The organism is Kocuria sp. SL71 (genome assembly GCF_026672465.1).
GTDB classification, from domain to species: domain Bacteria; phylum Actinomycetota; class Actinomycetes; order Actinomycetales; family Micrococcaceae; genus Kocuria; species Kocuria palustris.
In genome coordinates, this window is sequence record NZ_JAPPRE010000001.1 from 119981 (window position 1) to 140738 (window position 20758).

The 20758-nt window shown below is 69.4% G+C and carries 17 protein-coding genes, 2 tRNA genes and 1 pseudogene; 15 read left to right on the forward strand and 5 right to left on the reverse strand.

Annotated elements, in window-relative coordinates:
- Positions 1–130: 130 nt before the first annotated feature.
- The gene (locus OVA15_RS00515) at positions 131–1519 is read left to right on the forward strand and encodes an NAD(P)/FAD-dependent oxidoreductase (RefSeq protein ID WP_268142378.1); all 1389 of its coding nucleotides are present in this window, start codon (positions 131–133) and stop codon (positions 1517–1519) included.
- A 60-nt stretch (positions 1520–1579) separates the two neighbouring features.
- Positions 1580–1656: transfer RNA gene (locus OVA15_RS00520), tRNA-Leu, on the forward strand.
- A 52-nt stretch (positions 1657–1708) separates the two neighbouring features.
- Here OVA15_RS00520 and OVA15_RS00525 read toward each other — a convergent pair.
- Positions 1709–2131, reverse strand: a complete 423-nt coding sequence (locus OVA15_RS00525; protein WP_268142380.1) for a YccF domain-containing protein — start codon at positions 2129–2131, stop codon at positions 1709–1711.
- Positions 2132–2329: 198 nt separating this feature from the next.
- Between OVA15_RS00525 and OVA15_RS00530 the strand changes: the two genes are divergently transcribed.
- The 6 genes from OVA15_RS00530 to OVA15_RS00555 all read left to right on the forward strand — a co-directional run bounded on the left by OVA15_RS00530 (position 2330) and on the right by OVA15_RS00555 (position 8932).
- Positions 2330–2908: a YceI family protein gene (locus tag OVA15_RS00530; RefSeq protein ID WP_204782795.1), complete on the forward strand. Its 579-nt coding sequence runs from the start codon at positions 2330–2332 to the stop codon at positions 2906–2908.
- A 36-nt stretch (positions 2909–2944) separates the two neighbouring features.
- Positions 2945–3679: a DsbA family oxidoreductase gene (locus tag OVA15_RS00535; RefSeq protein WP_268142383.1), complete on the forward strand. Its 735-nt coding sequence runs from the start codon at positions 2945–2947 to the stop codon at positions 3677–3679.
- A gap of 203 nt (positions 3680–3882) precedes the next feature.
- The gene (gene betT / locus OVA15_RS00540) at positions 3883–6195 is read left to right on the forward strand and encodes a choline BCCT transporter BetT (protein WP_268142385.1); all 2313 of its coding nucleotides are present in this window, start codon (positions 3883–3885) and stop codon (positions 6193–6195) included.
- Positions 6196–6315: 120 nt separating this feature from the next.
- On the forward strand, positions 6316–6858 hold the full coding sequence (locus OVA15_RS00545; protein WP_006215489.1) for a YbfB/YjiJ family MFS transporter: 543 nt from the start codon (positions 6316–6318) through the stop codon (positions 6856–6858).
- Entirely contained in the window at positions 6743–7411 is a 669-nt protein-coding gene (locus OVA15_RS00550) for a YbfB/YjiJ family MFS transporter (RefSeq protein ID WP_442786740.1), read from the forward strand. The genes OVA15_RS00545 and OVA15_RS00550 overlap by 116 nt, the downstream gene beginning before the upstream one ends.
- 108 nt (positions 7412–7519) lie before the next feature.
- Positions 7520–8932, forward strand: a complete 1413-nt coding sequence (locus OVA15_RS00555) for a TIGR01777 family oxidoreductase (RefSeq protein WP_268142390.1) — start codon at positions 7520–7522, stop codon at positions 8930–8932.
- Position 8933: 1 nt separating this feature from the next.
- Here OVA15_RS00555 and OVA15_RS00560 read toward each other — a convergent pair whose 3' ends face one another.
- Complete coding sequence (locus tag OVA15_RS00560) at positions 8934–9707, reverse strand: SDR family NAD(P)-dependent oxidoreductase (RefSeq protein WP_268142392.1); 774 nt, start codon at positions 9705–9707, stop codon at positions 8934–8936.
- 341 nt (positions 9708–10048) lie between these two features.
- Between OVA15_RS00560 and OVA15_RS00565 the strand changes: the two genes are divergently transcribed.
- The 3 genes and pseudogenes from OVA15_RS00565 to OVA15_RS00575 all read left to right on the forward strand — a co-directional run bounded on the left by OVA15_RS00565 (position 10049) and on the right by OVA15_RS00575 (position 13925).
- Complete coding sequence (locus OVA15_RS00565) at positions 10049–11701, forward strand: ATP-binding cassette domain-containing protein (protein WP_053446969.1); 1653 nt, start codon at positions 10049–10051, stop codon at positions 11699–11701.
- Positions 11698–12942, forward strand: coding sequence for an MFS transporter (locus tag OVA15_RS00570; RefSeq protein WP_053446970.1), 1245 nt, complete (start codon positions 11698–11700; stop codon positions 12940–12942). Before OVA15_RS00565 ends, OVA15_RS00570 begins: the two co-directional genes overlap by 4 nt.
- Positions 12939–13925, forward strand: a pseudogene (locus tag OVA15_RS00575) (IS481 family transposase). Before OVA15_RS00570 ends, OVA15_RS00575 begins: the two are co-directional and overlap by 4 nt.
- A gap of 146 nt (positions 13926–14071) precedes the next feature.
- Here OVA15_RS00575 and OVA15_RS00580 read toward each other — a convergent pair.
- A tRNA-Ala gene (locus OVA15_RS00580) sits at positions 14072–14144 on the reverse strand.
- A 74-nt stretch (positions 14145–14218) separates the two neighbouring features.
- Between OVA15_RS00580 and OVA15_RS00585 the strand changes: the two genes are divergently transcribed.
- A complete protein-coding gene (locus OVA15_RS00585) occupies positions 14219–15244 on the forward strand; it encodes a LysR family transcriptional regulator substrate-binding protein (protein WP_268142395.1) in 1026 nt (341 codons plus the stop codon).
- A gap of 30 nt (positions 15245–15274) precedes the next feature.
- On the opposite strand, the gene OVA15_RS00590 is transcribed toward OVA15_RS00585, so the two are convergent.
- Positions 15275–16282, reverse strand: coding sequence for a mechanosensitive ion channel family protein (locus OVA15_RS00590; protein ID WP_268142397.1), 1008 nt, complete (start codon positions 16280–16282; stop codon positions 15275–15277).
- A gap of 151 nt (positions 16283–16433) precedes the next feature.
- Between OVA15_RS00590 and OVA15_RS00595 the strand changes: the two genes are divergently transcribed.
- Entirely contained in the window at positions 16434–17249 is an 816-nt protein-coding gene (locus OVA15_RS00595; RefSeq protein WP_251715080.1) for a DedA family protein, read from the forward strand.
- 79 nt (positions 17250–17328) lie between these two features.
- Here the strand turns inward: OVA15_RS00595 and OVA15_RS00600 are convergent, their stop codons facing one another.
- Complete coding sequence (locus OVA15_RS00600; RefSeq protein ID WP_268142401.1) at positions 17329–18333, reverse strand: magnesium and cobalt transport protein CorA; 1005 nt, start codon at positions 18331–18333, stop codon at positions 17329–17331.
- Between the two features lie 56 nt (positions 18334–18389).
- On the opposite strand from OVA15_RS00600, the gene OVA15_RS00605 reads away from it, so the two are divergent.
- Complete coding sequence (locus OVA15_RS00605; protein ID WP_268142403.1) at positions 18390–19442, forward strand: glycine betaine ABC transporter substrate-binding protein; 1053 nt, start codon at positions 18390–18392, stop codon at positions 19440–19442.
- Between the two features lie 19 nt (positions 19443–19461).
- A complete protein-coding gene (locus OVA15_RS00610) occupies positions 19462–20685 on the forward strand; it encodes a pyridoxal phosphate-dependent aminotransferase (RefSeq protein WP_006215480.1) in 1224 nt (407 codons plus the stop codon).
- The last annotated feature ends 73 nt before the right edge of the window (positions 20686–20758 follow it).

The window sequence follows — 20758 nt, forward strand, 5'->3', positions numbered from 1 at the left end:
GCCCCGCACCTCTCGGCGAGCCCCTCGTGAGGGCTCCCGACCGGGCGACGGATGAGATGTGCGTGAACTCTCGAGACGCACGGGGGAGCGGGGGCGAGGACGGCCTCGTCCTATGACTAGACTCGAAACCATGTCTAGCTCTTTCCTGGCAAAGGACCGTAATCGCATCCTCATCGTGGGCGGCGGGTACCTGGGCTACCACGTGGCTCAGGGGCTCCAGAAGCGGATCAAGGAGTCCGGCGGCATCGTCACGATCGTCGATCCGAACCCCTACATGATGTATCTGCCCTTCCTCCCGGAGGTCGCTGCCGGCAGCCTCGAGGCGCGCTCCGCCGTGGCTCCCTTCCAGCAGTTCCTCAAGGACACCGAGTCGCTGTCGGGCCGTGTCATCGGCATCGACCACGACAAGCGCGTGGCCACTGTGGCCTCCATCAACGACGGCCCCGTCTTCGAGGTCTCCTACGACGAGATCGTGCTCGCCGCGGGCTCCGTGACCCGCGCCTTCCCCATCCCGGGGCTGGGCGAGTCCGCGATCGGCATGAAGTCCATCGAGGAAGCCGTGGCGGTGCGCAACTGGGTCTTCGAGCGCATCAGCGCCGCCTCCCAGATGGAGGACGGTCCGGAGCGCCGCAAGGCCCTGACCTTCGTGCTGGTCGGCGGCGGCTTCGCAGGCATCGAGACCATCGGCGAGCTCGAGGACGCGGCACGCAGGGCCGCAGAGCGCAACCCGCGCGTGAAGGTCTCCGACCTGCGCTTCGTGCTGGTCGAGGCGGCCGGGCGCATCATGCCCGAGGTCTCCCAGGACCGCGCGGAGAAGGTCGTGGCCGAGCTGCGCTCGCGCGGTGTGGAGGTGCTGCTGAACACCTCGCTGGAATCCGCCGAGGACGATCACATCAAGCTGATCAACATGCAGGACAAGTCCCCGGCCGGCGAGTTCGACGCCGACACCCTGATCTGGACCGCTGGCGTCCAGGCGAACCCGCTGTTCAAGAAGAACACCCCGTTCCCCGTCGACGACCGCGGCCGCGTCCGCGCCGGAGCAGACCTGCGGGTCACCGGCGACGACGGCCCCATCCCGGGCGCCTGGACCGGCGGTGACAACGCCGCAGTTCCGGATCTGTCCGGTCAGGGCCCCGGCGGCTTCTGCGTCCCGAACGCGCAGCACGCCATCCGCCAGGCCAAGGTCATGGTCAAGAACATCCTGGCCGCCCGCGAGGGCAAGCCGCTGGACGACTACTACCACGAGAGCCTCGGCACCGTGGCGGGCCTGGGCCTGTACAAGGGCGCGGCCAACCTCAAGGGCATCGAGTTCTCCGGCCCCCTGGCCTGGCTCATGCACCGCGGCTACCACGCCTACGCCATGCCGACTCTGGACCGTAAGTTCCGCATCCTCAGCGAGTGGACTGCCAATATGGTCTTCGGGCGCAATACCACCCAGATCCGCCACGTGCGCGATCCTCGCCTGAACTTCGAGACGGCCACCGGCCAGGAGGTCGTGCGCAAGCAGGCCAGGCTCTGACCCTGCGGACATCGACCGGACGCCCCTTCCGCCCAGGCGGGAGGGGCGTCCGACGTCCAGGCCCCCATAGCCCAATCGGCAGAGGCAGCGGACTTAAAATCCGCTCAGTCTGGGTTCGAGTCCCAGTGGGGGCACCAGCAGACCGCCGCGGAGTCGGCGGAAGAGGCGCGGGGCTCCGCGGCAGACTGGTCAGGCGCTGGCGACCGGGTACATCCGGGCCCGCAGCTGCGAGCTGGGGACCACCTCGCGGCCGAACGGGAAGCAGGTCACGGGGATCATCTTCACGTTCGCCCATGCCAGCGGGATGCCGATGATCGTCACAGCCTGGGCCACGGCGGTGAGCACGTGGCCCAGGGCGAGCCACCAGCCCGCGATGACGAACCACAGGATGTTGCCGATGCCGCTGAGGGCACCGGCCCGGCGGGTGGTGATGACCTCGCGGCCGAAGGGCCAGATGATGAATCCGGCGATGCGGAACGACGCCAGCCCGAACGGGATGGTCACGATCAGCAGGCAGGCCAGGATCCCGGCCAGCGCGTAGCCCAGGAAGAGGGTCCATCCGGCGGTCAGGAACCAGATGATGTTGAGGATGAATGACAGGAGGCTTCTCATATACCGAGACTAGCCGACGGGGCGCTGCGGCCGCGGGTCCCCGTGACTGCCCGGTGATGCATCGCTCCAGTTCACAGGGCAGATGAGCGCCCCTGAACTGGGGACCGATGAGGTGCCCTCGGGGTGGGGCCCGGCCCTACGATGGGGGAGCGGGGTCTGGTCGCCCGCGCAGCCACGACGCAGGCAGGGGAGACGAACATGAGCGCTCAGAGCGAGCTGACAGGGACCTGGAGCATCGATCCGACCCACAGCCGGGTGGGCTTCTCCTCGCGCCACGCGATGGTCACCAAGGTCCGAGGGGCCTTCAACGACGTCTCGGGCACCGCGCAGCTGGATGCCGAGGACATGTCGCGCTCGCAGGTGCGAGTCGTCCTGCAGGTGGCTAGCGTGGACACCCGCAGTCCTCAGCGCGATGCCCACCTGCGCAGCGCCGACTTCTTCGATGCGCAGCAGCACCCCACCATCGAGTTCGACTCCACGGCGGTAGATGAGGTGGACGAGAATCAGTTCATCGTCACCGGCGAGCTCACAATCCGGGGCGTGACCCGCACGATCTCCGTGCCGCTGGAGCTGCTGGGTGTGGACACCGATCCCTTCGGGCAGCTGCGAGCCGGCCTGGAGGGCTCGCGACGCATCGACCGCAAGGACTGGGGCGTCTCCTGGAACACCCCGCTGGACTCCGGCGGCGTGCTCGTCTCGGACAAGATCACCCTCGAGTTCGAGCTCTCCCTGGTGAAGGAGGCTCCCGCGGAGGCCGAGCCCGAGCAGCGGGGCTGAGCGGCCGCCGTCGCGGTCCGGGGTAGTGTCCCGGACATGGAATCTCCCCTGAGCGCGCCCGAGCCCGGCACCCTGAGCATCGACATCTGGTCGGATGTCATGTGCCCGTTCTGCTGCCTGGGCGATCGCCACCTGGAGCTGGCGCTGGAGCAGTTCGAGCACCGCGACGCCGTGCGCGTGCTCTACCACTCGTTCCTGCTCGCCCCGGAGCTCCCCGAGGGCGAGACCATGCCCATGATCCAGATGCTGGCTGAGCACAAGGGCATGAGCCTGGAGCAGATCCATGAGATGCATCGTCCGCTGATCGCTCGAGGCCGCAAGGTCGGGATCGACTATGCGATGGATGACGTGATCTCGTCGTCCACGCGCAGGGCCCACGAGCTGGGCCATTTCGCTCAGGCGCGCGGCCGCGGTCCGGAGATGATGCGGCGCCTGTTCCGCGCCCACTGGTCCGAGGGCCTGAATCTCGATGACGTCGACGTCCTCGTCCGCCTGGCCGACGAGGTCGGGCTGGATCCCGAGCAGGCCCGTACCGCTCTGCAGGAGCGCACCTGGCAGCGGGCGGTCCAGGACGACCTGACGGTGGCCCGCAGCCTGGGGGTGCAGGGCGTGCCGTTCTTCGTGCTCGACTCGCGCTATGCGGTCTCGGGAGCGCAGCCGCCGGAGGTGCTGCTGGAGGCGCTGCGCACCGCTTGGGCCGCCTCAGCGGAGGGCTCAGAGGCGGACGACGACGGCGCCGAGGGCGCTGATGGGCATCGGTCCGCGCACTGATCGGCGGGACGTCAGACCGCTCCCGCTTCGATTGGATACCTCGCTGTTTCGAGAGAATCCTCTTATCATCGCAAGGTTGCTCGAATCGTAGGAGTCGCCTGGGAATCTCCCCATAGCAGTCGTCATGCCCTCTGGGCGAGGTGCTCGCACGTGCGCTCCTGCGGTTCGACCCGAGCACTCGAATCCAGCGAAGGGAGCACTGCGTGAGCGAATCCGAGCACGAGAAGACAGCAGGAGAAGGAGGGCAGCGGACACCGCTGGACCGCCAGCGCCTCGGCGGCACGGACAGGGATCAGCAGCGCGAGACCAAGCGCGAGCAGAAGCGGGCCCCCGTCTCCTCCGCGGAGCTCTCGGCCGGATACTCCGCTCTGACACAGGACCGCGGGCCGCGGGTCAACTGGGTGGTGTTCCTCATTGCGGCGGCTGCGATCCTGGCGTTCTCGGTCTTCGCCATGGCCGCCCCGGACGGGACCCGCGAGACCATGCACGGCATCGTGCTGTGGATCGCCGAGAACCTGGGCTGGTACTACGTCCTGACCGTGACCCTCGTGATCGGCTTCGTCCTGTGGGTGGCCTTCTCCAAGGAGGGCTCCGTACGTCTCGGTCCGGATCATTCGCGCCCCGAGTACAAGTTCTTCACCTGGCTGGCCATGCTCTTCGCCGCCGGCGTGGGCATCGACATGCTGTTCTACTCGGTGACCGGGCCCATCACGCAGTTCATCCACCCGATCGACGGGGACCCGCGCAGCCTCGAGGCCGCGGAGGAGTCGGTCGTGTGGACCATGTTCCACTACGGCGTGGCCGGGTGGTCCATGTACTCCTTGATCGGCATGGCCTTGGGCTACTTCGCCTACCGCTGGGGCATGCCGCTGTCGATCCGCGCGGCGCTGTACCCGCTGCTCGGCAAGCGCGTGCGCGGGGCCACCGGCGATGTGATCGACATCTTCGCCCTGGTCGGCACCGTGTTCGGCGTGGCCACCTCCATGGGCATCGGCGTGGTGCTGCTCTCCGTCGGGTTCTCGACGCTGTTCGGCATCCCCGACGGGCTGGGACTGCAGATCGCTCTGATCATCGTGGCCGTGGTGCTCACGATCGCGGCCTGCACATCGGGCGTGGACAAGGGCATCCGCATCATCTCGGAGCTGAACATCTGGTCCGCTGCGGCCATGCTCGTCTACATCCTGATCTTCGGGCAGACCGCGTTCCTGATGAACGGCATCGTGCAGAACATCGGCCGGTTCATCTTCACCCTGCCCGAGCGCACGCTGCAGACCATGGGCTACAACCCGGACGGCGCGGAGTGGATGGGCTCCTGGACCCTGTTCTTCTGGGCCTTCTGGCTGGCCTGGGGCCCGTTCGTGGGCCTGTTCCTGGCGCGCATCTCGCGCGGTCGCACGCTGCGCGAGTTCGTGCTCGCCGCGATCACGGCGCCGGTGCTGTGCGACTTCTTCATCGTGACGATCTTCGGCAACTCCGCGCTGCACGAGGTCATGGTCAACGGCAACGAGGAGTTCGCCCGGCTGGCCATGGACAGCCCGGAGCAGGGCTGGTACGCGCTGCTGCAGATGTTCCCGGGAGCGACCTTCCTCATCGGCCTGGCCACGCTGTCCGGCCTGCTCTTCTACCTGACCTCCGCGAACTCCGGGGCCATGGTCATGTCGAACTACTCCTCGACCATCCCCGATCCCGCCGATGACGGGCCCAAGTGGCTGCGCATCTTCTGGGCCGTGCTCACCGCGATCCTCACGATCGCGATGCTCGTAGCAGGCGGCGTGACCACCATGGAGTACGCCACGCTGATCTTCGCCCTGCCGGTGACGATCGTGGCCTACCTGGTCATGGCCTCGTTCACGAAGGCGCTGCGCATGGAGAAGGCCGACCGCGAGGGCCGTGAGCTGCGTCGGTCCAACACCGCCGCCAGTGGCGGCCACGCCCCCGAGCGCAGCTGGCGCCAGCGCCTGGCCAACCTGCGCTCGTACCCGTCCAAGCGCCAGGTCGCCGAGTTCGTGACCAGCACCGTGCAGCCCGCGCTGAGCGATGTCTCCCGCGAGTTCGAGAAGCAGGGCTATGCATCCACGATGGCCGTCAATGAGCTGGCCGAGCACGGGATCCCGTCCTCGAGCATCGAGGTGGACATGGGCGATCATCGTCCGTTCCGCTACGAGGTCGCCGCCGTGGAGACCAACGTCCCCATGGTCGGCGCGCGCATGGGCCAGAATCCGGAGCGCTACTTCCGCCTGGAGGTCTTCACCCAGACGGGCTCCGAGGGCTATGACCTGATGGGTGTGACCCGCCAGCAGATCATCGACGACGTCCTGGACCGCTTCGAGTCCCACCTCGGGTTCCTGGACTACTCGACGCTGCACTCGACGGCCTCCGTGCTGACCCCTCCGCAGGAGACGGATCCCGCAGACGACCTCACGCCGGTGCCCGGAGATCTGCCCGGCCCGCAGCCGGATTCCTCGCGGGTGGCCATGCCGTCGCCCGATGCCCCGGATCCGGATCAGCGCCGCTGAGGCTCCTGACCGGACACAGGCCTCCGTCCCGCCGCCACGCGTCGGGACGGGGGCTGTCGCATCGGCGGCTCCGCTTCGACGGCGCCTTCCGACGGCTGCCACGGGGATAGCCTGCTCGACATGAGCACGTCGCACGCGGGGCCGAGCACCGGCCCGAGGGAGGCCCCGGCAGGATCCCCCGCCGTCGTCCTGCGCGGGACCCTGGGGCTGGCGGTGGCCATGGGGCTGGGCCGCTTCTTCTACACCCCGGTGCTCCCGCTGATGGTCGCGGCCCTGAACTGGGGCACCGGGCCGAGCGCCTGGATCGCGACCGCGAACTACGCGGGCTACTTCCTGGGCTGCCTGGCCGTGGCCCGGGGCTGGCTGCGGCCAAGCTCCGCGCTGCTGCGCGTCGGGCTCCTGTCCACCGCCGTCCTGCTCGCACTGGTGGCGCTGAGCGGCGAGCCGCTGTGGCAGGCGTCGGTGCGCCTGGCGGCCGGAGTCGCCTCCGGGCTGGTCTTCGTGTGCATCACCCAGCGCATCCCGCAGGTGGCGCGACGCCCGCATGATGCCGGGCTGGTGTACGCGGGAGTGGGCACGGGCATCCTGGCCTCGGGGGCGCTGGTGCTGGCGGTGGGCGGCGCCGTCGGCTGGCGAGGCCTCGGGCGCCCCGGTCCCGGATGACGAGACCCCGGGCTCCCGGCCCGACGGCATGCTCCAGCTGTCCGTGGGCTACTTCTGCCAGGGCGCGGGCTACATCATCATCGGCACCTATCTCGTGGTGCTGGCCGAGCCCGTGTTCGGAGCGACGGCCGCCGCGGTGACCTGGCTCGTGGCCGGAGCGGCCACAGCACCCTCGCCGCTGCTGTGGTCGCTCGTCGCCGCCCGGATCGGCCTCCGGAGGGCATTGGCCGTCTGCTACGGGCTGCAGGTCCTCGGCGCGGTGCTGGCGATCTTCGCCTCTGCGCCCGTCCTCCTGCTGGCGGCGGCGGCCCTGTTCGGCGCGACGTTCATGGGCGTGACCATGATGACCATCGGAGTCGGGACGCAGCTGGGGTCCCCGGTCGCGGCGGCCGAGCTCACGACCTGGTACAGCCTGGGGCAGATCACCGGACCGGCTCTGGTGGCGGCGGTGCTCAGCGGCACGATCATGGGCAGCTTCATCGTGGCCGCGATCGTGCTGGCTGCGGGCATGGCGCTGAGCCTGCTCGGGGCCCGGGCCGCGCAGGCTCGGTGAGCCCCTCCGGCATCGTCCGCGGCAGGGCGGCTGGCATCGTCGGCCCGTATCGAGGACAGTGAGGGGATCGGCCACGAGGCCGATGACCCGAGGCCGAAGGAGAGCATCATGGCGGTCTTCCACCATCAGGAGGTCCTCGAGCATCCGCTGGAGACCGTCTGGGACTGGCACTGCCGCAGCGGAGCCCTGACCCGGCTGAGTCCCGAGTGGGCCCAGACGGTGCTGCAGGAGTCCTGGCCGCCGCTGTCGACGGGTTCCCGGGCCCACCTGCGCACCAGCGCTCCGGGCACCGCCGGGTCGGTGCGCGTGCCGTTCGTCAGCGAGCACGAGCCCGGGCCCACGGAGCACTCGTTCGTCGATCGGATGGTGCGCGGCCCGCTGAGCAGCTGGGAGCACACGCACACCTTCGCCGCGCATGAGGACGGCGCGACGCTGATCGCCGATCGGATCGCCTACGAGCCGCTGCCGGGCCGCCTGGGTGAGAGGGCGAGGTTCGTCGCCTCCGCCATGCGCCCCACGCTGGAGGCCACGTTCCGCGCGCGCTCCACCAAGCTGCGCGCGGACCTGGACTTCCAGGGCCGGCTCGACGGGATCAGCGGAGGGCGCAGGCTCAACGTGCTGATCGGCGGTGCCTCGGGGCTCGTGGGCTCCCAGGTCGCGGCCATGCTCTCGACCGGTGGGCACAGCGTGCGCAGACTGGTCCGGCGGGCGGCCCAGCGCGAGGACGAGGTCTCGTGGGACCCGGGCACAGGGCACCTGAATCCCTCGGACGTTGCCTGGGCGGACGTCGTCGTGCACCTGGGAGGAGCGAGCATCGCCCGACGCCTCACCGAATCCGGCAAGCGCGCCATTCGCGAGTCGCGGCTGTCCTCCACCGGGCTGATCGCCGACGTGTGCGAGCAGCTGCCCGCCTCCGTGCGCCCGGAGGCCTTCGTGTGCGCCTCAGCGATCGGGTACTACGGCGGCCAGCGCGGCAGCGAGCAGCTGGTCGAGGGCTCGGCCTCGGGAGGCGGTTTCCTGGCCGAGGTCTGCCGCGACTGGGAGGCGGAGGCCGCCCGTGTGGAGGCCCTGGGCATGCGCCGGGTCAGCATCCGCACGGGCGTGGTCATGACGAGCCTGGGCGGGATGCTGCGGCTACAGCTGCCGCTGTACCTGGCCGGGATCGGCGGCCCGCTGGGCGGCGGGCGCAATCACCTGTCCTGGATCTCGCTGGATGACCTCACCCGGATCTACGCCCGGGCAGTCGTCGACGGCGGGCTGGAGGGGCCGGTGAACGCCGTGGCCCCGGAGCCGGTGCGCCAGCGGGAGTTCGCCCGCGAGCTCGGCCGCGCACTGCACCGGCCCCGGATCGTTCCGACCCCGGCGCTGGGGCCCAGGCTCCTGCTGGGGAGGCAGGCGAACGAGGAGTTCGTGATGGCCGACCAGCTCGTGCGCCCGGCCGCGCTCGAGGCCCACGGGCACGCGTTCCGCCACCCGAAGCTGGCCGACGCCCTGGGGGAGACGCTGCCGCCGAGAAGCTGATTCAGCTGCTCGGCTTGGAATCGCGGGCGAAGCGCTCCGCCTTGATGCGCTCGGGAAGGACGCGGTTCACAGCCGCGGCGCGCTTGGTGGCGGCGTCTCCGCCCACCACATGATCCTTGCCCGCGAACAGCGCGTCGAGGCCCTGCCGCGCGACGACGGACGGATCGTTCTTCCAGTCGTTCGAGCCGAACTTCGTGTCGTCCATGCCGGCCGTGTGGTGGAAGTCGGTGGCCGTGGCCCCGGGCATCAGGACCGTGACGCTCACGCCGAACTCGCGCAGCTCCTGGCGCAGTCCCTGGGCGAAGCTGCTCATGAAGGCGCGGGTGGGCCCGTAGATCGACTCGTAGGGGGTCGGGGTAGTGGCGGACAACGACGACGTGATCAGGATCCGCCCCGCTCGGCGCTGGGCCATGTGCCGGGCCACGTGCTTGGCCAGAACCACCTGGGAGGTCACGTTGAGCCCGAGCATGGCCAGCTCGTCGTCCAGGTCCGTGTCCAGGAAGGACCCGCCGAGGCTGCGTCCGGCGTTCAGCGCAGCGACCTCGAGCGGTGGATCCAGCTGCTGGACAGCCTGCCAGACCGCCTCCGCGCCCTCACGAGTCGACAGGTCGGCCTGGACCGGGTGCACCTCGACGCCCGGCAGCTGCTCGGGCAGGTCGTGGATCCGGTCTCCGGACCCGACGCCCACGATGTCGAAGCCGCGCTCGGCAAGGCCGTGGGCGAGCTGGAGGCCGATGCCCGCGGAGGCCCCGGTGATCAGTGCGAGAGAAGACATGCCACCAGCTTAGGACGTGGCGCGCCAGGCAGCCTTGCGGGGAGGCGCACCGCATCGAGTGGCCCCGCAGAGCCCTCGCTCGATTCGAGTGGCGTCGTGGTGTGGGTCTGCAGCCTCGGACGCACACCACTAGGTGTACTGACCGGGGACGTTAGTTGAATTGCGAGGCATCGCCCGGGCTCTGTATCCTCGGCCGCATGTACTCAGGCATCGCCTCGATGAAGCTGCGTTCCGCCCGCTGACGGCGGCGGGACCCCTTCTGACCTCTCGTCTGCCGTCCTGGCTATCTGCCGGGCGGCCGCTTCGTGGTGCCCGGCTCCATGACGAGCTGAGAGTACTCAATGCCAACCACAGAACCTTTACGGTCATGCGCGTGGATCGGGACATCCCAAGGGCCCGCTGCACACATCCGCGCTGAATCACTCCACCTGACACTCGGCGACAGGCCGCTGCTGAGTGGGACTGACGTCACCGTCTCCACTGAGTCGCGACTGGCGATCGTCGGGGACAACGGCCGGGGCAAGACCACCTTGCTCCATATACTGGCGGGGATCTTGAAACCTGACTCGGGAGTGGTGACCCGGGTGGGTTCCCTCGTCCTGGTCAAGCAGGACATGGCCACCGAGGGCGATCGCACGGTCGGTGACTTCATTGCCGAGGCGACAGCCCTATCCAGGGCCGCTCTGCAGGCCCTCGACGTGGCTACCGCGGCGCTGGCCGCGGGCGATGACGCGGCCGACGCCTATTCCGCCGCACTCGAGGCGGCCACGCGGCTGGACGCCTGGGATGCCGACCGCCGTGTTGACATCGCCCTGGCGGGCCTGAACGCCTGTAGCGACCGCGATCGGGTCCTGTCGACCTTGTCGGTCGGCCAGCGGTACCGGGTACGGCTGGCGGTCGCCCTCGGATCGACCCCTGACCTGTTGCTGCTGGACGAGCCCACCAACCACCTGGACGCTGCAGGGCTGTCCTTCCTGACTGAGCGCCTGCGGGACCACCCCGGTGGCCTGGCCTTAGTCAGCCACGACCGTGCCCTGCTGCGCGACGTGGCGACCAGCTTCCTGGACCTCGACCCGACCCGCGATGGCCTTCCGCGCACCTACGCGGGCGGTTACGAGGGCTGGATCGAAGGGCGGCAACGAGAACGGGCCGCCTGGGAGCAAGACCATGCCGCCCAGGTCGCCCGGCATCAGGAACTGACCCGCGCCGCCGCCGACGCACGCTCCCGCCTGTCGCAAGGCGGTTGGCGACCCGACAAGGGAACGGGCAAGCACCAACGGGCCACGCGCGCTGCCGGGGTGGTCCAGGCTTTCAACCGCCGCATCGTGGACCTGGAGCGTCATCAGATCGACGTGCCAGAGCCACCGCTGCGGTTGGCATGGCCCACATCGTCAGCGCGGACAGGTCAGAACATCGTCAACGCCTCCATGCTCACCGTGACTGACCAGTTGGCCACCCCGGTCTCGGTGGACATCAGCGGTGGAGACCGGTTGGTGGTCACCGGGCCGAACGGTGCTGGGAAGTCCACACTGTTGGGGCTTCTCGGTCGGCGGCTGGCCCCGAGTACAGGCCAGCTGCGGGTGAACCCGAGGGTGCGCGTCGCCCTGTTGTCTCAAGAGGTCCCTGACTGGGACGACGCCCTCCCCGCACACGTGGTCTACGAGACGTACCTGGCCACGCAGGGCCGCCGATCACAGGCACCCTCCCTCGGCTCACTCGGGCTGCTTGAGCCCGCGGCAACCCGCACACCCGTGGGGCACCTGTCGCAAGGGCAACAACGCCGCCTCCATCTGGCCATTTGCCTGGCGGTGGACCCGGACCTGTTGCTCCTGGACGAGCCCACCAACCATCTGTCATCGAGCCTCGTCGACGACATCACCACCGAGCTCCTGCGGACCTCCTGCGCCATGATCGTCGCCACGCACGACCGGCAGATGCTCGCCGACCTCACCGACTGGCCCCACCTCAGCCTTGCCCCGAAGGACCTGCCATGAACCCGCTTCGCCCCTTGTCCGTCCCCGGCTACCGACCGCTGTATGCAGCGATGGTGCTCACCGTCTTCGCCCAGGGCGCCTGGGCCCTCTACTTAGCCATGCAGACCCTCGACCTGGGCGCCACGGCAGCCACCTTGTCGGGTGTCGTGGCGTGGAGCGGCATCGGCCTGCTCGCAGGATCCTTGCCCGCCGGGGTACTTGCGGACCGCGTCGCCAAGAAGTCCGTCATCGTCGGCGTCCTCACTGTCAACCTCGCCGCCTCAACGACGACCTCCACCGCCGCCATCTTCGACGCGGCCACTTTCTGGATGCTGGCAGCGTCCGCGTTCGTCATCGGCGTCTCGACCGCCTTCTTCTTCCCGGCCTACACCGCGCTCGTGCCCGTCCTCGTGGGAAGCGACGACCTGATGGCCGTCAACGGGCTCGAAGGGACCACCCGGCCGCTGGTCGGACAGACCCTCGCCCCCGGCGTCGTCGGTGCCGTCATCGGCGCGAGCGTGCCCGCCGCGGGCGGGTACCTCATCGCCGGCGCGCTCGGACTCGCCCTGATCGCCGCCCTGCGGCTTCCTGCCCCTTGCTCAGCCGAGACCGACGCCGAAGCTCCGGCCACCTCTGCGCTGCGGGACCTGCTCAACGGGTTCGGCTACGTCGCCCGCACGCGCTGGGTTCGCTCCAGCGTGCTGTTGGCGGCCGCCATGGGCCTGGCCGTGACCGGCCCGCTGGAAGTTCTCCTGCCCGCGCTCATACGCTCGACCCATGACAACGGTCCGGCTGTGTACGGAGTCGTCCTCGGAGCTCTGGGCGTCGGCGGCCTGGTGGGTTCCCTCGTCGCCGGCTCATGGCCCACCCCCTCACACTTCCTGCCCGTAATGGTCGGCGCATGGGCACTCGGCTGCCTTCCACTGGCCATCCCCGCACTCACCAACAATCCGTGGATCATCAGCGCCGGACTGGCGGTCTACGGTGCGTCGATCGGAGTCGGGATGGTCATCTGGGGCACGGTCCTGCAGGAACACGTACCGCTGGAGATGCTCGGCCGAGTCGCCAGCCTCGACTTCTTCATCTCCATCGCCTTCATGCCACTGTCCATCGCACTCACCGGACTCCTCAGCCGACACATCGCCGCTGCCAGCTTGTTCATCGCCGCCGGACTCGTGCCGCTCGCCACGACGATCCTCCTTGCAGTCCTGGGGCAACTCCGAACGCCGCGGACGACGCCCGTCGCAGCAGGAGAGGAGTGATGCACGCCAACGCCACCCTGACACCTCGCCACCGGCTCAAGGTGGCCCAGCTCGTCGTCGACGACGGTTGGCCCATCAGCGAAGTCGCCGCCCGCTTCCAGGTCTCCTGGCCGACCGTGAAGAGGTGGGTCGACCGCTATCGCGCCGGCGAGTCGATGCAGGATCGCTCGTCCCGGCCGAAGACCTCACCGAACAAGACGGACAAGGCGACGACGAAGCGGTGCGTCAGCCTGCGGATACGGCTGCGTGAGGGCCCCGTGCAGCTCGCCGCCCGACTCGGCGTCGCGCCCTCGACCGTCCACCGCATCTTGGCCGGTGCCCGACTGAACCGGCTCTCCTACGTGGACCGCGCGACTGGCGAACCGATCCGCCGGTACGAACACCCCCACCCCGGCTCCCTGGTCCACGTGGACGTGACGAAGCTCGGGAACATCCCCGACGGCGGCGGCTGACGCTACGTCGGCCGCCGCCAGGGCGACCACAACCGAACGGCGACACCGGGTAAGCCGAAGAGCAAGTGGCACAACCCCAGGCTCGGGTACGCGTTCGTGCACACCGTCATTGACGACCACTCCCGCGTCGCGTACACCGAGGTCCACGACGACGAGACCGCCGTCACCGCGGTCGGGGTCCTGCATCGGGCTGTGGCGTGGTTTGCCGATCGCGGCGTCGCCTTGGAGCGGGTGCTGTCCGACAACGGTGGCGCCTATAGCTCGCACCTGTGGCGGGACACCTGCGAGGCCCTCTCGATCACCCCGAAGCGGACGCGTCCGTACCGGCCGCAGACCAACGTCAAGGTAGAGCGCTTCCACCGGACCATGGCCGACGGGTGGGTCTACGCCCGCTGCTACACCAGCGAGCAAGAACGACGCGACGCCCTGCCGGATTGGCTGCACCAGTACAACCAGCACCGCCCGCACACGGCCTGCGACAACCAGCCGCCGTTCTCACGATTGATCAACGTCCCCGAGCAGTACAACTAGGCCACTGGATGACGGGGGGAGACGCTGACTCACACTGAGAGGCCACTCGACCTGCTCGGGGCTGGGCGCGGGGCGATTGCTGCAACAGGGCATGAAGAAGGCCCTCCTACCTGACGTCATGCCTGGTCGGAGGGCCTTTCACGGGGTGGAGCTAAGGAGAATCGAACTCCTGACCTCTTCATTGCGAACGAAGCGCTCTACCAACTGAGCTATAGCCCCGGAACGAACCAGATCAGGGTACGCCCCAGGGGGCTGGGCGTCCAACTCCGGGCGCAGCCTCTAGTCTGTGCGGCATGGAATCCCACGCGCACCCGGAGCCCGATCAGCCGGCCCCCACTGACCAGCAGGACGTGCCGGGGCCGTCGTCGGGCGCTTCCGACACCGCACAGGGCCCCGTCCTGCGGGTGGGCTACGAGACCGGGATGATGCCGGGCAAGTGGCTGCGGCGCTGGCGCGAGCGCGGTGACGGGCTCGATGAGCAGCAGCTGGCACCCGGGCAGTGGCCGCAGGCGCTGGGGGAGACGGTCGACGTCGCCCTGATCCGTCTGGCGCCGCACCCGCACATCGAGGCCGGGGCGGCGCTCGCGGACCTGACGCAGCTGCGGGAGTCGTTCCACGTCGTGGAGCTCTATGACGAGCAGCAGGTCGTGATCCTTCCGGTGGACGACGAGCTGACGCTGCTCGACGACGTCCCCGTGGGAGAGCTGGCCGATGAGTGGCTGCTCCAGGAGCTCGACCAGCTGCCCGAGCACCGTCCCTCCGCCGAGGGGCGCGGCACCGACGACGCCGGTGCGCCGCGCCAGCTGCCCGAGATCACCGACTCCGGGGCCGCCGTAGAGCTTGTCGCGGCCGGGGTGGGCCTGTACGTCGCGCCCATGTCCGTGGCTCGGTGGCACCACCGCAAGGATCTGACCTACCGCCCGATTCAGGACCTGCCGCTCGTGCCGGTCGTGCTGGTGTGGCCGAAGGACCTTCCGAAGCAGACCGAGGCGATGGTCCAGGACTTCCAGGGCATCGTCCGCGGGCGCCGTGAGGGCAGCTCCCGCGGCAGCGAGTCCGAGGCGATCGCTTCCCGGGGAGACGAGGACCTGTCCAACAGCCGCGATCCCGAGGTGCAGCGGGCGGCCAGTGCGGCGCGCAAGCGCAGCAAGGCGAAGTCCGGCTCCGCCTCGGGCGGCTCCCGCACCGGCAAGGGCACGAGCCGCGGCGATCAGCTGGCCGGAAAGCGGCTGGCCGGAGGTCGCCCGCGCCGCTCCGGCGGAGGTCGACCCGGCGGCAAGCCCAAGGGCCGCGGCGGAAGGCCCGGCCGGGGGCGCTGAGCAGGCGTTGCCGAGCAGGGTGCCCCGGCCTCAGCCCTGCTTCGGCGGCCCGCCGCCCACGATCGGCTGCGACCCGGTGGGCGGGGTCGAGTCGTGCGGGGAGTCGACGGTGAGGCCGCCGCCGCGGATGACCGCCTGGTTGATCAGGGGCACTCGAAGGCCCTCGCGGTCGAGCATCTTCTTGATCCGCACGCGCAGCACCCGGGCCACGGCCCACTGCTGGGCCGGAGCGGTCTTCACGGCCAGCCGCACCGTCAGCGACTCGCCGGACAGGGCCTCCACGCCCCAGACCTCCGGGGCCCCCATCACATGCTGGCCGACGTCGGGATCCCGGGGCAGCGAGGCGAGCTCGGCCTCGAGACGGCGGATCATGTCGTCCAGGTCGGCGTCGTAGGGGAGGGGGACGTCGAGCACGCACTGCGCCCAGCCCTGGGACTGGTTGCCCACGCGCAGGATCTCCCCGTTGCGCACATGCCACAGGGTCCCCTCCACATCTCGCACGCGCGTGATCCGCAGGCCCACATCCTCGACGGTGCCCGAAGCCTCGCCCAGATCCACGATGTCGCCGATGCCGAGCTGATCCTCCGCGACGATGAAGATGCCGGAGAGGTAGTCCTTGACCAGCGACTGGGCGCCGAAGGACAGGGCCACACCCGCGATGCCCGCTGAGGCCAGCACCGGGGCGATGTTGAACCCCATCTCGGCGATCACCATCAGCAGGGCGACGGCCCAGATGACGAGCACCACCACGGAGGAGAGCACCGCCCCGACGGTGCGGGCGCGCTGGGCCTGGCGCTTGGTGGCGATGCCGGAGTCCTCGACCCAGCTGCGTGCCCCGGACTCCTCGACCTTCGCGATCACGCGCGCGTGGGTGCCCTTGGCGATGCCGCGCGTGACACGGCGGATGATCAGCCGGACCAGGGCGGAGGCGACCAGGGCGATCATGATGATCAGCAGGATCCGGGAGGGGGCTCCGAGCCAGAAGGACCAGGTCGCCAGGTCCGCGGGGGAAGTCTCTGAGGAGGCCAGCAGCTGCATGCCGGGAAGGATAGTGTCCGCGGCTTGACGACAGCTGATGGCTCCCAGCGGATACCCGGTCCGGTCTGGAACAATGCTGCGACACAGCCGCCCGCCGACGTGCGGCCCGCATGCGCGCCGTCCGCGCGACCGACTTCCCGCAAGGAGACCCATGCCCCTGATCAGCTCTTCTGCGCTGACCATCGCAGCCCAGTCCGCACCGCAGATCGCTGCGCAGTCCGCTTCCGAGGAGGCCGGGCTGACCGGCATCGCCGGATGGTCCGTGGACCTGATGGATGCGATCGGCGCCCCCGGCGCGGGCCTCCTGGTGGCCGCGGAGAACCTCTTCCCGCCGCTGCCGTCGGAGATCATCCTCCCGCTGGCCGGCTTCACGGCCACCCAGGGCGGCTTCACTCTGTGGGAGGCCATCTTCTGGACCACGCTGGGCTCCGTCGTGGGAGCCATGGCGCTCTACGGGCTGGGCGCATGGCTGGGCCGTCGTCGCCTCTACCTGATCGTGGACCGCCTGCCGCTGGTGGACGTCCACGACGTCGAGCGCACGGAGGACTGGTTCGACAAGTACGGCCCGTACACCATCTTCCTCGGCCGCATGGTGCCGCTGTTCCGGTCGCTGATCTCGATCCCGGCGGGCGTGGAGCGCATGCCGTTCTGGTTCTTCACGGGCCTGACCACGATCGGCTCGCTGATCTGGAACACGATCTTCGTGGTGGCCGGCTGGATCCTGGGGGCGAACTGGCACCTCATGGAGCAGTGGGCCGGGGTGTTCTCCAACATCGTCTACGTCGTGGTCATCGTCTTCCTGCTCTGGTGGGTCGTGAAGCGCATCCTCAAGATCCGCAAGGGCCGCACCGACGGCTCCCGGGAGGAGTCGGTCGAGGAGATCCTCGAGCGCCGCGCCCGCAAGGACGAGCAGATGCGGCATCAGCGCGAGGAGAAGAAGGCGGCTCGTCGCGCCAAGCGCGCCTGAGTCCCGCACACCGCACGACGACGGCCGGTCACCTCCTCCGGGGAGGCGACCGGCCGTCGTCGTACTCAGGCACGAGCGCTCACAGCCAGTCCTTGTGCTTGAACACGAGGTAGAGCACGAGCGAGCACAGCGCCATCAGCCCCAGCGAGTACGGGTAGCCCAGCGCCCAGTGCAGCTCAGGCATGTCGTCGAAGTTCATGCCGTAGATGCCCGCGATCAGGGTCGGCACCACCAGGATGGCGGCCCAGGACGAGATCCTCTTGGTCTGGTCGTTGAGCTGCATGGCGGCGTCGTTCTGCCGGGCGGCGGTCAGCGTGGCGTCGAGCTGCATGGCGTCGTTGAGCGCCGCGCGCAGCGACTCCACGCGGCGGGTCACCGACACGGCGTGATCGGACACATCGCGCAGCAGGTGGCGCAGGGTCTCGTCGTCCCGGACCCGCTCGGCCCGGGCAACCTGCCCGAGCATGTCCTCGAGGGGCTCGCAGGCGCGGTGGAAGCCGGTGACCTGCCGGGCGAGGCTGTAGATGCGCGGCGAGACCCGGTCCTCGCCGGCCAGCAGATCGTCCTCGATCTGATCCAGATCGGCTGAGACACCCTGCAGGACCGGGAAGTAGTCGTCCACCATCTGATCGACGACGGCGTAGTGCACGGCAGCCGGCCCCCGGGCCAGCAGCTTGGGATCGTCCTCCAGGCGCCGAGCGGCTCGGCGCAGCACCTCCGACGGCTCGTAGCGCACGGTCACCGCGTAGTCGGTGCCCAGGAAGACGTGGATCTCCCCGATCCGGATCTGCTCCTGGGCATCGTCGTAGACGGCCGGGCGAAGGACCGTGAACATGTCCGGCCCGTAGCGCTCGACCTTGGGCCGCTGATGGGCCTGCAGCGAGTCCTCGACGGCCAGATCGTGCAGCTCGAAGCGCCCCTGCAGCTGGTCGAACTCCTCCCGGGTGGGCGATTCCAGGGCGATCCAGATGAAGCTGCCGTCGTGCTCGGGGGAGTCATCGAGCAGCCGGGCTCCTTCGCGGATCGAGCTCGGGGACGCCAGGAGGCGCCCGTCACGATAGACGGCGCAGTGCTGAAGGGGCATGGTGTCGATCCTAGGGGCGTCGGCGCCGGAGGCCGGGCTTCCCTAGACTGGCGCGCATGGGAATCAGCGGGCAGCAGGAGACCACGGCGCGATCCACCGGCAGGAGCCTCCGGCGCGGCCTGCTGGCGGTCTCGGCGACCGGGCTGCTCGTGCTCACCGGCTGCGGCGACCGCGGCGACGATCCCCAGCCGGCGGTCTCGGAGGAGCGGCCCGTGCTGGTCGGCGCCGGTCCCACCGTCCAGACGCAGGCCGTCGCGGATGCGTGGGTGCTGGCGCTGGAGGACAGCGGCATCGCAGCCGAGGTCCGCGAGGTCGAGGGAGGCCGTGCCGGCTACCTCCAGGCGGTCGAGGACGGCACGGTCGACGTCTACCCGGACTTCACCGGCGACCTCTACCTGGAGCTCGACGCCGCCTCGGCCGAGCAGTCCCCAGCAGAGCCGACCCCAAGCCCCGGGGGGGAGGCGGCAGCCGACAGCGGGGGACTGATCGATTCGCTGACCTCCCTGGTGGGACAGGACCCAGGAACCGCAGGGTTCTCGGATGCCGATGTTGAGGCAGCCGTGCAGGAGCAGCTGCCCGACGGCCTGACCCTGCTGGCCACGGGCTCGGCGGATCGCACCCGGGCCATGGCCGTCACCGCGGCCACGGGTGCGCAGCTGTCCGGCAGCACGCTGGATTCGCTGAGCGGGGACTGTTCGGAGATGACCATCGGCGTGCCTCAGGAGGAGACCGAGCAGCCGGTCACCGTGCCGGCGCTGGAGGAGCTCTACGGCTGCGAGCCGCAGAAGGTCGTGGGCTACGGATCGCCGGAGGAGACGGTGGAGGCCCTGCTGCGCGACGACGTGCAGGCCGCAGTGGTGGTCACGACGCGTCCGGAGATCCAGGACAACGCGCTCGTGGTCCTCGAGGACGGCTCCGGCGCCATGATCCCCGAGCGCGTGGTGCCCGTGGCCGATGATGAGCTGCCGCAGAACGTCCGGGGGGTGATCGATGACGTCGACGACCGCCTGGATGCCGATGCCATGACCCTGCTGACGCGGATGACGACCTCCCAGGACCTGTACACGCCGTACGAGGCGGCCGATTACTGGTGGGGCACTCAGAACTAGGTCCGCGTATCGTGGGCGCATGCGCAAGATCACCCAGTCCAAGAAGCTCGCCGATGTCCGCTACGACGTCCGCGGTCCGGTCCTCGAGCAGGCGGAGCGCATGGAGGACGCGGGACACCGCATCCTGCGCCTGAACATCGGCAATCCCGCGCCGTTCGGCTTCGAGGCCCCGGACGCCGTGCTGGTCGACATGATCAAGAACCTGCCGAACGCGCAGGGCTACTCGGACTCCCGCGGCATCTTCTCGGCGCGCACCGCGGTCGTGCAGTACTACCAGACCCGCGGGATCATGAACCTCGACGTCTCCGAGGTCTTCCTGGGCAACGGCGTCTCCGAGCTGATCACCATGTCGCTGCAGGCGCTGTGCGACGACGGCGACGAGATCCTGGTCCCCTCCCCGGACTACCCGCTGTGGACCGGGGCCACGGCCCTGTCCGGCGGCACGCCGGTGCACTACGCCTGCGACGAGGCCGACGGCTGGAACCCGGACCTCGAGGACATCCGGGCCAAGATCACGCCCTCCACCCGGGGCATCGTGGTGATCAACCCGAACAACCCCACCGGCGCGGTCTATTCGCGCGAGACCCTGCAGGGGATCGTCGACCTGGCCAAAGAGCACGACCTCATCCTGTTCGCCGACGAGATCTACGAGAAGATCACCTACGACGGCGCCGAGATGATCAACCTGGCCTCGCTGTGCGGCGAGGACGTCCTGTGCCTGACCTTCTCGGGGCTGTCGAAGGCGTACCGCGTGGCGGGCTACCGCTCCGGCTGGCTGGCGATCACGGGCCCCAACTGGAAGGCCGAGTCCTACCTCGAGGGGCTCAAGCTGCTGTCCAACATGCGCATGTGCGCCAACGTCCCGGCCCAGCACGCCATCCAGACGGCCCTGGGCGGGTACCAGTCGATCAACGACCTCATCCTCCCGGGCGGTCGCCTCAAGGCTCAGCGCGATCTGGCCTACGAGCGGCTCAACGCGATCGACGGGGTGACCTGCGAGCCGGCTCGCGGCGCGCTGTACCTGTTCCCCAAGCTGGACGTCGAGAAGTTCGGGATCGAGGACGACGAGCGCTTCGCCCTGGACCTGCTCAAGGAGCAGAAGATCCTGGTCAGCCACGGCTCGGCCTTCAACCTCCCCACGCCCGATCACTTCCGGCTCGTGTTCCTGCCCTCGGTGGAGATGCTCGCCACGGCGCTGGATCGCATCGAGGAGTTCCTGGGCAGCTACCACCAGGTCCGCTGAGCGGTATGCCCGACGACGGCGGCTCCCCGACTCCTCGAGTTGGGGAGCCGCCGTCGTTCCGGGCGAGGAGGAT

Excerpts from the sequence above, each read along its gene's own strand:
- OVA15_RS00515 (WP_268142378.1), top strand. The coding sequence starts at position 131 with ATGTCTAGCTCTTTCCTGGCAAAGGACCGTAATCGCATCCTCATCGTG.
- OVA15_RS00525 (WP_268142380.1), bottom strand. The coding sequence starts at position 2,131 with ATGAGAAGCCTCCTGTCATTCATCCTCAACATCATCTGGTTCCTGACC.
- OVA15_RS00530 (WP_204782795.1), top strand. The coding sequence starts at position 2,330 with ATGAGCGCTCAGAGCGAGCTGACAGGGACCTGGAGCATCGATCCGACC.
- OVA15_RS00535 (WP_268142383.1), top strand. The coding sequence starts at position 2,945 with ATGGAATCTCCCCTGAGCGCGCCCGAGCCCGGCACCCTGAGCATCGAC.
- OVA15_RS00545 (WP_006215489.1), top strand. The coding sequence starts at position 6,316 with ATGAGCACGTCGCACGCGGGGCCGAGCACCGGCCCGAGGGAGGCCCCG.
- OVA15_RS00550 (WP_442786740.1), top strand. The coding sequence starts at position 6,743 with ATGCCGGGCTGGTGTACGCGGGAGTGGGCACGGGCATCCTGGCCTCGG.
- OVA15_RS00555 (WP_268142390.1), top strand. The coding sequence starts at position 7,520 with ATGGCGGTCTTCCACCATCAGGAGGTCCTCGAGCATCCGCTGGAGACC.
- OVA15_RS00560 (WP_268142392.1), bottom strand. The coding sequence starts at position 9,707 with ATGTCTTCTCTCGCACTGATCACCGGGGCCTCCGCGGGCATCGGCCTC.
- OVA15_RS00565 (WP_053446969.1), top strand. The coding sequence starts at position 10,049 with ATGCCAACCACAGAACCTTTACGGTCATGCGCGTGGATCGGGACATCC.
- OVA15_RS00570 (WP_053446970.1), top strand. The coding sequence starts at position 11,698 with ATGAACCCGCTTCGCCCCTTGTCCGTCCCCGGCTACCGACCGCTGTAT.
- OVA15_RS00585 (WP_268142395.1), top strand. The coding sequence starts at position 14,219 with ATGGAATCCCACGCGCACCCGGAGCCCGATCAGCCGGCCCCCACTGAC.
- OVA15_RS00590 (WP_268142397.1), bottom strand. The coding sequence starts at position 16,282 with ATGCAGCTGCTGGCCTCCTCAGAGACTTCCCCCGCGGACCTGGCGACC.
- OVA15_RS00595 (WP_251715080.1), top strand. The coding sequence starts at position 16,434 with ATGCCCCTGATCAGCTCTTCTGCGCTGACCATCGCAGCCCAGTCCGCA.
- OVA15_RS00600 (WP_268142401.1), bottom strand. The coding sequence starts at position 18,333 with ATGCCCCTTCAGCACTGCGCCGTCTATCGTGACGGGCGCCTCCTGGCG.
- OVA15_RS00605 (WP_268142403.1), top strand. The coding sequence starts at position 18,390 with ATGGGAATCAGCGGGCAGCAGGAGACCACGGCGCGATCCACCGGCAGG.
- OVA15_RS00610 (WP_006215480.1), top strand. The coding sequence starts at position 19,462 with ATGCGCAAGATCACCCAGTCCAAGAAGCTCGCCGATGTCCGCTACGAC.